Here is an 11035-nt window from a genome sequence, read left to right on the forward strand (position 1 = left end):
CCCGAGCTGCCTCAGCGGGCGCACACCAGCACCCAGACGTTCCGCCCACCCTCGTGGTGGTGGTCGAGGCGGTCGAGCGCCGCGATCGCCAGCGCCAGCCCGCGGCCGCCCCGACGCCCGACCCGACGTCCGCACTGACCCCGCCGACCGGGAAGACCTGGTTCGGCCCCGACCTCGACTGGGGCTCGGACGCCCCCGACGGGTACGAGGGCCGACTCGACGCCACCCCGTCGATGTACGGCGTCGAGATCGCCTACCCGGTCGACCGGCGGGCCGAGGAGCAGTTCCTCCGCTCCACCCGGGCGGCCGCCGCGCAGGGCGCCGTGCTCGTCGTCAGCCTGGTGCCGGACCAGTCCCTCCGATCACTGACGAAGGCCGACGCCCGACGCGCGAACACGCTGTTCGAGCAGGCTCACCGGCAGTACGACACCCAGCTCCTGGTGCGCTTCGCCCCGCAGATGAACGGCACGTGGGTGCGGTGGGGGCAGCAGCCGACGCAGTTCGTGCAGGCCTTCCGGACCGTGGCGCGGCAGGTGCACACGGGGGACTCGGACGCCCGCATGGTCTGGTCGCCCTCGTACGGCGCCGGCTACCCGTTCGGTTCGTCGGCCGGTCGCCTGGCGGACCTGTCGGCGACGGACACCGAGAAGCTCGACACGAACGGCGACGGCCAGATCACCGCGGCCGACGACCCCTACGAGCCGTACTGGCCCGGGGCGTCGTCCGTCGACTGGGTCGGCCTGTCCATGTTCTACTTCGGCAAGGGCAAGGCCACTGAAGCAGCGGGTCGCGACGTCCCACTGACGAGCAACGACGTGCCCGCGTCCGACGAGGTCGCGCAGCGCTTCGCCGAGCGCTGGGGCTACGACCGGCAGCAGCCCGGCTCGTTCGTCGACCGGTTCGCCGTCGAACGTGATCGGCCGATGCTGCTCGACACCGGCGCGCTCTACGACCACTCACTGAGCGGTGCCGGCGAGCTGCAGGTGAAGCAGGGCTGGTGGCGGCAGGTCATCGCCGAAGTGCGGAAGACCCCCGAGATCCGCGGGGTCACGTTCATCGAGGCGGACCGCCGCGAACCGGAGGCCGGCAACCGCGTGGCCGACTGGCGCTTCGCGAAGGCCCCGGGCATCGCCGGCTCGTTCCGCACGGACCTGCAGGGCGCCGATCAGTTCGTCTTCGGCCCGGTCACCGACCGGGTGACCCCGCAGCAGGGTGCTGCCGCGACGAACCAGCAGCTCGACACCGGCGGCGACCAGATGGCGTGGATCGTCTGGTTGGCGGCAGGACTCGCGCTCGTGTTCGCCCTCAGCGGTCTGGTCGGACGGCTCGTGCCGAGCTGGCGGTACCCCGACGACGGCAAACCGGGGCGTGACCTGCGCCTGGACCTGTTCCGCGGGTTCATCATCCTGGCGGTGGTGATCACGCACATCGAGGTCTCCGGCCCGTACTCGTACCTGACGCTGCACGCGGTCGGCGCGATCACCGGCGCCGAGATGTTCGTGTTCCTCTCCGGCATGGTGCTCGGCATGGTCTACCCCCTCGGTGTCGCCCGCTTCGGCGAGTGGGCGTCCGCGGTCGGCGCCTGGAAGCGTGCCCGCAAGCAGTACGTCGTCACGCTCGTGGTGATCCTCATCGTCTTCGCGCTGAGCTTCGTCCCGCTGCTCGACACCGACGCGATCACGACGTTCACCGACCGCGGCACGGGCCTCGACGGCGTGCAGGCCGAAGGGCGCGTCTACGACCTGTACCCGAACGCGATGCAGCTGTTGGCGTACCCGCCGCCCTGGTACGCCATCCGGCAGTTCCTGCTGCTCGAGATGGGCCCGTGGCCGTTCAACATCATGGGTCTGTTCGTGGTGCTCAGCCTGTTCATCCCGGTGTTCATGTGGGTGATCCGTCGCGGGTACTGGTGGGCGCTGCTCCTCGTCAGCTGGGCGCTCTACGTGTTCCAGGCGGTGGACCCCGGGTTCAAGCCGCTCAACGCGCAGTTCGACGCGGTGTTCCCACTGCTGACCTGGCAGGTGGTGTTCACCCACGGCCTGGTGCTCGGCTACTACCGACGCCAGATCACCCGGGCGTTGACCGGACGGCTCGGCAAGGTGCTCATCGGCGTGCTGGTCTGCGGGTACGCGGCGTTCCTGGTCTACGTGTGGGCGGGCGACCGGTTCGGGTTCACCCCGGCACCGTTCCCCGCGACCATGTACCAGGACCTCTACAACACGGCGTACCAGCGTGTGGACCTGCAGTGGGGTCGCCTGATCGACATCGCCTTCTTCGCGATCGTCTCGTACGCGATCCTCACCGTGTTCTGGAAGCCGGTGAGCGCGGTCATCGGGTGGCTGTGGATCCCGCTCGGGCAGGCCAGCCTCTACGTCTTCGTGTGGCAGGTGTTCTTCGCGCTGGTGATCGCGTCGCTGCCCCTCGACTACGGCAACGTCTGGATCGGCACCGCCGTCCACACCGCGCTCATCCTGCTCAGCTGGTACATGGTGCGGCGGAAGTTCCTGTTCTCCGTCATCCCGCGCTGACGCTCCGACCGCGGGGCGGCAACGGAACGGACGGGAGGCTCGTCACCAGCTGGTGACGAGCCTCCCGTCCGTCGTCCGCCCCGGTCGTCCGCCGGGCCGCGCCGTCAGCCCCCGTACTCCCGCGCGAGCTCCCGCCGCAGCACCTTCCCGCTCGGACCGATCGGCAGCACGTCGACCACGTGGTAGACCCGCGGGTACTTGAACGAGGCGACGTGCTCGCGCACGAACGCGTCGAGCGCGTCGGACCCCGCCGCGCCGTCGCGGAGGACCACGGCCGCGTGCACCTCCTGCCCGTGCACCGGGTGGTCGACGCCGAACACCGCGGCCGAGGAGACGTCCTCGTGCCGGTGCAGCACCGCCTCGATCTCGGACGGGTAGACGTTGTACCCGTTCCGCAGGATGAGGTCCTTCTTGCGGTCGACGATGCTGACGTACCCGTCGTCGCTCAGGACACCGATGTCGCCGGTGCGCAGGTACCCGTCGGCCATCGCGGCCTCGGTGGCCCCCGGGTCGTCGAGGTAGCCGAGGAACAGGTTGTGCCCGCGGACCACGATCTCGCCCGGTTCACCGACCGGCACCGGCACGATGCGTCCCTCGACCTCGGCGTCCGCCACGACGACGTCGACACCCCACACCGCGGGACCGACGCTGCCGGGCCGGCTCGGGACACCGCGTGGGTTCACCGAGATGACCGGAGAGGTCTCGGTCATGCCGTAGCCCTCCTGGATCGGCGCCCGGAAGGTCGACTCGAAGCGTTCCAGCACGGCGGCGGGCAGGGCGGCGCCGCCGGAGACACACCAGCGGAACGGCGGTCGGGCGTCGTGCTGCTCCGCTGCCCCGAGGAGCGCGATGAACATCGTCGGGACGCCGAGGAACGCGGTCACCTTCTGGTCGGTGCACAGCTGCAGCGCGGTGGCCGCGTCGAAGCGGGGGAGCAGCACGATCGTCGCTCCGCGGCGGAGGGTGGTGTTCATCACGACCGTCTGCCCGAACGTGTGGAACAGCGGGAGGCCGCCGAAGACGACGTCCTCCTCGCGCAGGTCGAACACGTCGATGATGCAGACGTTGACCTGCTCGACGAGGGCGAAGTGCGATCCGACGGCACCCTTGGGCTGCCCGGTCGTGCCGCTGGTGAACAGGATGGTGGCGGGGTCGAGCGGGTTCGTCGCGACGACGGAGTCGAGCGGCTCGCCCTCCGACGCCAGCGCGGTCAGCGGGAGGACGTCGTCGCCGGCTCCGACGCCGACGACGAGCGCGCCGGTCTCGGCGGCTGCGGGGCCGGCCTCGCCGAGCACCGCGCCGGCGGCGACGAGCACGCGCGCGCCGGAGCGGCCGAGGACGTGGGTGATCTCCTCGCGCTTGAACAGCAGGTGGATCGGGACGACGACGGCGCCCATCGCGAGGACGGCGAAGTACGCCACCAGGAACTCGGGCACGTTCGGCAGCATCACCGCGACCCGGTCGCCGCGCTCGACCCCGCGGGCACGGAGGCCACCGGCGGTCGCGCGGACCCGCTCCCAGAGCTCGCCGTAGGTCAGTTCGTGGACGCCGTCCGGCATCGCGGTGAGGACGGCGGTCTTGCCGTGGTGCCGTCGGGCACCCTCGGCCACGATCGTGGCGACGTTCAGTGTTCCCGGTCCGGTGGTGCTGGTGGACATCGTGCCCCTCTTCGTCGGTGCGGGCGTCGTCGCCCTCGGTCACGCCGCTGGTGAGACGACGCTGCGCGGTCGTCGGGTCCGACCGCCCTCCCGACGCTACCCAGCACGAGCGGTCCGCATGCAGCCCCCGTTCGGCGGACAGGGCGCCGTGCCCGGGCCGCACCACGACGGACGGGAGGCCCGCGGCGATCCCGCCACGGGCCTCCCGTCCGTCCTGGTGTGCGCCGGTGCCCCGGTGCGCTGGTGCCCCCGAGCGCTGGTGCGTGACGCTCAGCGCGACGCGATGGGCGTGGGGTCCACCGGGTCCGGCGGCACCGGCAGGGAGCCGCGGATCTGGTTCTGCGCCTGGCAGTCGCTCGTGCAGTTCGTCGCGCCGGCGCTGAGTTCGACGGCGTCCTCGCCGAGCACCCCACCGAGACGGCCGCCGGGCTGCACCGTCCAGGTGGTGGTCGTCGCCGTCTGCGAGGTCTTCGTGGCGACCTGCGGGCTGTCCTTGCCGAGCAGCATCTGGTGCGCGTCGCTGCCGGAGGTCACGGCGGCGGTGCCGTCACCGAAGTTGACCTTGCCGGTGTACGGGTTGACGAAGTAGAACAGCCCGGCGCCGAGGGTGTGGGTGAAGGTGACGGGACCGGCGAACTCGGTCTCCATCTGGAAGATCCCGCCCTGCGCACCGTCCTTCGCCTGGATCTTGAACTTGCCGGCCCCGGTGCTGAAGATCGCGACGAGCGTGTCGTCGCGGACCTCGAGTGACGACAGCCGGGTACCGGCGAGCTGCGCGGTGGTGAGCGAGGGCACCTTCGACGCGAACACCACCGTCGGCTTCGTGACCATCCGCTGCGAGTCGGGCGCACCGGTCAGCGTGTAGTCGTACACCCCGAGGTCGGCGAGCCGGATGTCGAAGCCGTTGTGCTTGCCGCGGACCGCGATGGTGCCCGAGACGGCGGTGTCCCGGAGCTTGTAGTCCTTGCCGACGGCAGGGTTCGTGGTGGTGCCGTTGACCGTGACGGCGTAGTCGCCGCCGGTCGAGGTCTTGCCGGACGCCTGTGCCGGGGCGACCCCGACGAGGGCGACCGCGGCGACGGTGGCGGCGGCGAGGGCCGCCGCGAGGAGCGTGGCCGTCCCGCGGGTGCGGCCGGTACGGCCGGTGCGGTGATCGGTGGTGGTGGGCATGGTGTGCCTCCTGTGCGGGGCGGTTCGAGACTCCGGACCGGTTCGATGTGCGGGGCGGTTCGACCCCTCGGAACGATCGTCGCCGTTCCACCACGCCGGCACCATCGGACCTTGGTACTAGTACCCGTGGTCCCGCGCCCAGAGCGCCGCGGTCGTGCGGTCCGCCACCTGGAGTCGTCGGAAGACGCTGCCGACGTGCACCTTGACCGTCCGTTCGGCAATCCCCAGCTCGGACGCGATCTGCCGGTTCGACAGGCCGCGGGCCAGGCGGACGAGGACCTCCCGCTCGCGTGGCGGCAGCACGGGCCCGGACGTGGCGGGTGCGGTCTGCGGACCGGACACCGCTTCCGCCGCGGGCAGCAGACTCCGGGCGACCCGTGGGTCGATCGGCACCTCGTCGCGAGCGGTCGCCCGCACCGCCCGTACGACGTCGTCCGGGGTGGCGTCCTTGAGCAGGTACCCGGTCGCCCCCGCAGCCAGCGCGGCCCGGACCCGGGCGTCGTCGGCGAAGGTCGTCAGCACGAGCACCCGGGCGGACGGCAGACCCACGCGCAGGCTCGCGGTCGCGACCACGCCGCCGGCACCGGGCATCGACAGGTCCATCACCACCACGTCGGGACGGAGCGCGAGGGCCTGGTCGACGGCGTCCTCCCCGGTCGCGGCCTCACCCACCACCTCGCAGTCGTCGGTCGTGTCGAGGACCGCACGGAGACCACCCCGGACCAGGGCGTGGTCGTCGACGATCAGCACCCTCACCATCCGGACTCCGTCCCGGCGGGGACCGCGAGTTCCCAGGTGGTGCCGGCGCCCGGGGCGGTCCGGAGCAGCAGCGAGCCGCCGGCGTCCTCGGCGATCTGGCGGAGCAGGGTGGTGCCGAGGTGACCGCTCCGTCGTGACCGGAGCACGGCCTCCGCGTCGAAGCCGACCCCGTCGTCGGACACGCGGACGACGAGCTCGTCGTCCCGTCGGTTGACACGCACCCGGACGGTGGTCGCACGCGCGTGCCGGACGGCGTTCGCGACGGCCTCGCGGACGAAGCGCACGGCGGCGAGCAGCGCCGGGGGACCGGCCGGGACGGTCGCGGGCACGTCGAGTCGCACCGCCAGGCCGGCCGCGCGACCGCGGGCGGTCGCGTCGTCGAGCGCTGCGCCGAGCCCGTCGCGGTCCGGGGCCGCCGGTTGGATCGCGGACATCGACGACCGCAGGGCCGACACCGCGGACCGCAGCGTCGTCGCGGACTCCTCGAGCACCGTGGCACCGGGTCCGGGCATGCTCCCGGCGGCGGCACCGAGGCCGAGCGCGAGCCCGGCGATGTCCTGCACCGGACCGTCGTGCAGGTCGGCGGCGAGACGCCGGCGCTCGGCGGTCTCGGCGTCGAGGGCCCGGACGAGCAACCGCTCCCGGTCGTGTTGGCCGGAGCGCAGTCGCAGCAGCAGCCACAGCACGACGGGCAGCAGCAGTGCGATGCCGACGCCGACGGTGCCGAACGCCAGCGTGGCGAACGCCGAACGGAGCGAGGCCGCGCTGCCGAGGACGGCGTCGTACGGGTAGTAGACCTCGAGCAGCAGCGCGTCGCCGGAGGGCACGTGTACCGCCTGGTAGGCCTCGAGGAGCGGCCCCTGCCCCCGCTCGTACCGGTTCTCCGGCGCGGTCAGGTCGGACACCTCGGCGTCGGAGCGGTCGGACTCGAGCGCCTCCAGGTCGTCCTCGGACAGTGCGAACCGCTGCCCGACCAGGCGGGGTTCGTCGGACCACAGGACGGTGCCGTCCGCGGCCCAGAGCTTCACGCGGACCGCACCGGTCGCGGCGGTCACGGCCCGCACGGCGCGGTCCAGCCGGTCGGCGGCGGCACGGCGGTCGGCTGCGGACGCCCCCGGGTCGGCCACCGCGTCGAGCAGCGCCGGTTCCACGACCGCGCGGGCGACGGCGGCGGTGTCGTCGGTCGCGTCCGCGACGGCGAACCCCTCCGCCGTGCGCTGCGAGACGAGCGTGCCGACCGTCGCCACGGCCGCACCACCGAGCAGGGCCGCGAGGACCACGCCCACCAGCACCCTGCGCCACGGTACCGACCGGGCCGGGCGGCGGCGCAGGTCGCGTCGGACGACGAGCACGGCGTCGTCGCCGTACTCGGAGTCGAGGGTTCGTCGTCCGGGCACAGGGTCACCGTAACCCGCGCTCGAGCCGGACCCGGACGTGACGGAAGGCCCGTGGCGATCCCGCCACGGGCCTCCCGTCGAGGTGTCGACGTCGCTGCGTCAGCGCTGCTTCGTCGTCGCCACGAAGAGGTCGTCGAACAGCCCCTGGTCCTCCGTGGGCTGCTCGCCGTGCTTCCAGCGACGGCGCAGACGGCGGATGGTGGTGATGCGCACCGGATCGACGCCCGGCTCGGTCTCGTACAGGCCCATGGTGTCCCTTCCCGTCGGCGGTGACCCCCGTGTGAGGGGGTCCTGGTCGTGTCCGACGGTACGGCCGCATTCGGAGCCACGCCCGGACAAGTAGGTCGAGAAGTTACCCATCCGCGTTGCATGGACAATTCGCCCGGGCGCCGACCGAGTGGCCCATAACCTGCCTTACGACGTGGGCGGCACCCCTTCGTCGAGCGCCGAGACGATGCGGTCGACGATGCGGACGAGGCGTCGGCGCTCTCGTTCCGAGAAGGAGGACAGGAGTTCGTGCAACTGCTCGTTGGTGCTGTCCAGCGCCGCTGCGAACACCTGCTCCTGGCCGGGCGTCAGCTCGATGAACCGGCTCCGACCGTCCTCCGGGTTCGGGACACGCTGCAGGATCCCCTGACGTTCCAGCCGGTCGATCACGCCCGTCACCGCGGGGCCCGTCAGGCCGAGGTGCGACGTCAGGTCCTTCACCCGGACCGAACGGTCGCCGCTCCTCGCACGCCAGACGTACTGCAGGACGGACAGGTCCGTGCCGGAGACACCGGTGCGGTCGCGCAGGCGGTTCCGCAGCGCGGTCGAGGCCTGCTCCAGACGGGTCAGAGCACCCATGACGTCGAGGTCACTCACCGGATGCCCTCCTCGGTGCGTCGCGGCGCACCGGAGTGGGGACCGGCGTGCTCGCCGCAAGGGTATCCAGATACCGCTGGTCCCGAGCACAGTGTGGTGACGACGTGAGCGAGCCGCTGGCTCCGGAACCCCGTGAGACCCGGGAGGTGGCCGGACGGGAGGCACCCGCCGACACCGCGGTGCCGGTGCGTTTCGAGGTGGCCGGCTCCGACCCCGACGCCGCCGTCCGCGACCTCGCCGGCATCTACTCGGGCAAGCAGTGGCTGTCACGACGGACCGAGGGGGAGTACTCCTACCGGTACACGGCGGTCGGCGACTCCGAGGTGTCGATGCGCCGGTCCACCATGAACGGCTTCCTCCGCGGCGCGTCGGCACCCGGAGACGACCTGGTGATGAGCTGGCTCACCGCGGGCTCCGGCACGCCGGACGTCCTCCGTGACCGGGTCGCCCTGCGTGTCGGAGTGCCGATGCTCTTCCCGGCGCACCGCGACGTCGTCTTCGTGGCCACCGACTACGACCAGCAGCTCGTCCACCTCGACCGTGGGTTCGTCCGGGAGGTCGCCGCCGAACGCTTCGACGTGGGCACGCGGGAGATGCGCTTCGACCACCTGCGGCCCGCGGACAGCCTGATCGTGCGGCAGTGGCGGGACTCCCTCGGTGCCCTGGCCCGCGCACTGCGGGAGGGCGGGACCGGTTCCCTGGTCTGGCACGAGGCGAAGCGGCAGACCGTCGACGCCTTCCTGCGGGTCGTCCCGCCGCAGCTCGACCAGCTGCCCGCGGAACTGCTGCACCCGCGGCAGGCGAAGCTCCGCGCCGCCGTCGAGCACATCCACGCCCATGCCGACGACCCGATCACGATCACCGAGTTGGCGCAGGTCGCGGGGCTCAGCGTCCGCAGCGTGCAGGAGGCGTTCCGGCGCACCTTCGGGGTGTCGCCGCTGAGCTACCTGCGGCAGGTGCGGCTGGACCGGGTGCACGAAGAGCTGCTCGGGCTCGACCCCAGGACGGTCTCGGTCGGGCAGGTCGCCACCCGCTGGGGCTTCGCGCACCTCGGACGGTTCTCGGCGTCGTACGCGGAGCGGTTCGGCGAGTACCCGAAGCAGACGCTGCGGCGCTGAGGCGCGTCTGTCGGACACCCGGAGGCGTGCCTGCCGGACACCCGGAGGCGCTACGGTTCCGCCATGACCGGTACGCCGATGACCGCCGAGGCACCGCCGACCCCGCTCCGGCGTCGAGCGCTGGTGTCGTGGGCGCTCTGGGACTGGGGCTCCGCCGCCTTCAACGCGGTCGTCACGACGTTCGTGTTCAGCACGTACCTGGCCAGCCGGGCGTTCGTCGACCCGGCACTCGTCGCCGCCGAGGACTCGTCGTCCGCCGCGGCCGCCGCCGTCGAGCGCGAACTCGCCCACAACGCCGCGGTGGTCTCCACGGCGCTGACGATCGCCGGCATCGTCGTCGCCCTCGTCGCACCGGCGATCGGTCGGCTCGCGGACACGTCCGGCCACCGGAAGCGTTCGGTGCTCATCGCCACGATCGGCATCGTCCTGTCGATCGTCGGCATGGTCTTCGTCGCGCCCGAGCAGCCGTACCTCGTGCTCGGGGCGGCCCTCATCGGCATCGGCACCGTCGCCTACGAGATCGCCTGCGTCGGCTACAACGCGATGATCGGCCAGGTCGCCAGCGGATCGAAGACCGGCCGCGTCTCCGCGATCGGCTGGGCCGCCGGGTACTTCGGCGGCATCGTGCTGCTCATCGTGCTGCTGCTGCTCTGCATCCAGGACTTCGGCGTCACCGGCAAGGGTGGCCTCCTGCAGTTGCCTGCGACCGTCGCGACCGGGCAGTGGGACGTCCGTGTCGCGATCGGCATCGCCGCCGTCTGGCTCGCCGTCAGCTCGATCCCGCTGTTCGTCGTCGTCCCGGAGGCGCCCGCCGACCCCGACCGCCGCGCGTCCATCTGGTCCGCCTACGCCGACCTCGGCCGCGACGTCGCCCGGCTCTGGCACACCCGGCGGAACGTGCTGGCCTTCCTGCTCGCCAGCGCGGTGTTCCGCGACGGCGTCGGCGCGGTGTTCACCTTCGGCGGCATCATCGCCGCGCAGGTGTTCGGCTTCAGTCCGTCCGGCGTCATCATGTTCGCGATCGTGGCGAACGTCGTCGCCGGCATCTCCACCGTGGTCTCCGGACGGCTCGACGACCGCTTCGGGTCCCGGCCGCTCATCATGGTGTCGCTCGTCGGCCTGTCGGTGTTCGGCACCGCGGTGCTCTTCGCCGGGTCCGCGCAGGCGTCGTTCTGGGTGCTCGGTCTCGGGCTCTGCATGTTCGTCGGGCCGGTGCAGTCGTCCTCCCGTGCGTACCTGGCGAAGCTGGCGACGCCCGGCCGCGAGGGGGAGCTGTTCGGCCTGTACGCCACGACCGGGCGGGCGGCGTCGTTCATCGCGCCGGCGCTGTTCGGGGTCGCGGTGACGATCGGCGGCTCGACGCGGTACGGGATCCTCGGCGTCGTCGTGGTGCTCATCGCCGGACTCGTGCTCATGGCCTTCGTCCGCGACGAGCCCGCAGCGCCCGCCGCCTGAGGCGCGGGCGCCTTGCCGCCCCGCCCCCTCTACGGCTTCGCCGCGCCCTGCCGCCCACGTCGTAAGGCAGGTTATGGGCCACTCGG

Annotated in this window: 9 protein-coding genes; 3 read left to right on the forward strand and 6 right to left on the reverse strand. The window is 72.2% G+C overall.

Annotation, left to right across the window (positions count from 1 at the left end):
• Window positions 1-59: 59 nt before the first annotated feature.
• Complete coding sequence (gene opgC / locus DEJ24_RS16305) at window positions 60-2528, forward strand: OpgC domain-containing protein (RefSeq protein ID WP_146244611.1); 2469 nt, start codon at window positions 60-62, stop codon at window positions 2526-2528.
• A gap of 104 nt (window positions 2529-2632) precedes the next feature.
• Here the strand turns inward: opgC and DEJ24_RS16310 are convergent, their stop codons facing one another.
• The 6 genes from DEJ24_RS16310 to DEJ24_RS16330 form a co-directional block, all read right to left on the reverse strand.
• Window positions 2633-4186, reverse strand: a complete 1554-nt coding sequence (locus DEJ24_RS16310) for an AMP-binding protein (protein ID WP_111079613.1) — start codon at window positions 4184-4186, stop codon at window positions 2633-2635.
• 270 nt (window positions 4187-4456) lie between these two features.
• Window positions 4457-5356 (reverse strand): hypothetical protein, encoded by a 900-nt coding sequence (locus DEJ24_RS17070; RefSeq protein ID WP_181432996.1) that lies wholly within the window; start codon window positions 5354-5356, stop codon window positions 4457-4459.
• Between the two features lie 117 nt (window positions 5357-5473).
• Window positions 5474-6115 (reverse strand): response regulator transcription factor, encoded by a 642-nt coding sequence (locus tag DEJ24_RS16320; protein WP_111079615.1) that lies wholly within the window; start codon window positions 6113-6115, stop codon window positions 5474-5476.
• Window positions 6109-7512 carry a sensor histidine kinase gene (locus tag DEJ24_RS16325; RefSeq protein WP_111079617.1) on the reverse strand — a complete coding sequence of 468 codons (1404 nt, stop codon included), beginning with the start codon at window positions 7510-7512 and terminating at the stop codon, window positions 6109-6111. The genes DEJ24_RS16320 and DEJ24_RS16325 overlap by 7 nt, the downstream gene beginning before the upstream one ends.
• A gap of 99 nt (window positions 7513-7611) precedes the next feature.
• On the reverse strand, window positions 7612-7761 hold the full coding sequence (locus DEJ24_RS17075) for a hypothetical protein (protein WP_181421545.1): 150 nt from the start codon (window positions 7759-7761) through the stop codon (window positions 7612-7614).
• Between the two features lie 165 nt (window positions 7762-7926).
• On the reverse strand, window positions 7927-8376 hold the full coding sequence (locus DEJ24_RS16330; protein WP_111079619.1) for a MarR family winged helix-turn-helix transcriptional regulator: 450 nt from the start codon (window positions 8374-8376) through the stop codon (window positions 7927-7929).
• A gap of 104 nt (window positions 8377-8480) precedes the next feature.
• Here DEJ24_RS16330 and DEJ24_RS16335 point away from each other — a divergent pair, with 104 nt between their 5' ends.
• Both DEJ24_RS16335 and DEJ24_RS16340 read left to right on the forward strand, forming a co-directional pair.
• On the forward strand, window positions 8481-9494 hold the full coding sequence (locus DEJ24_RS16335) for an AraC family transcriptional regulator (protein WP_111079621.1): 1014 nt from the start codon (window positions 8481-8483) through the stop codon (window positions 9492-9494).
• A gap of 63 nt (window positions 9495-9557) precedes the next feature.
• Window positions 9558-10949: an MFS transporter gene (locus DEJ24_RS16340; protein ID WP_258374713.1), complete on the forward strand. Its 1392-nt coding sequence runs from the start codon at window positions 9558-9560 to the stop codon at window positions 10947-10949.
• Window positions 10950-11035 lie beyond the last annotated feature (86 nt).

This window comes from Curtobacterium sp. MCPF17_001 (assembly GCF_003234615.1).
In the GTDB taxonomy this organism is placed as follows: Bacteria; Actinomycetota; Actinomycetes; order Actinomycetales; family Microbacteriaceae; genus Curtobacterium.

What these genes read in the sequence shown, in the direction of transcription:
- DEJ24_RS17075 (WP_181421545.1), bottom strand. Translation starts at nt 7,761, where the DNA reads ATGGGCCTGTACGAGACCGAGCCGGGCGTCGATCCGGTGCGCATCACC.
- DEJ24_RS16310 (WP_111079613.1), bottom strand. Translation starts at nt 4,186, where the DNA reads ATGTCCACCAGCACCACCGGACCGGGAACACTGAACGTCGCCACGATC.
- DEJ24_RS16340 (WP_258374713.1), top strand. Translation starts at nt 9,558, where the DNA reads ATGACCGGTACGCCGATGACCGCCGAGGCACCGCCGACCCCGCTCCGG.
- DEJ24_RS17070 (WP_181432996.1), bottom strand. Translation starts at nt 5,356, where the DNA reads ATGCCCACCACCACCGATCACCGCACCGGCCGTACCGGCCGCACCCGC.
- DEJ24_RS16320 (WP_111079615.1), bottom strand. Translation starts at nt 6,115, where the DNA reads ATGGTGAGGGTGCTGATCGTCGACGACCACGCCCTGGTCCGGGGTGGT.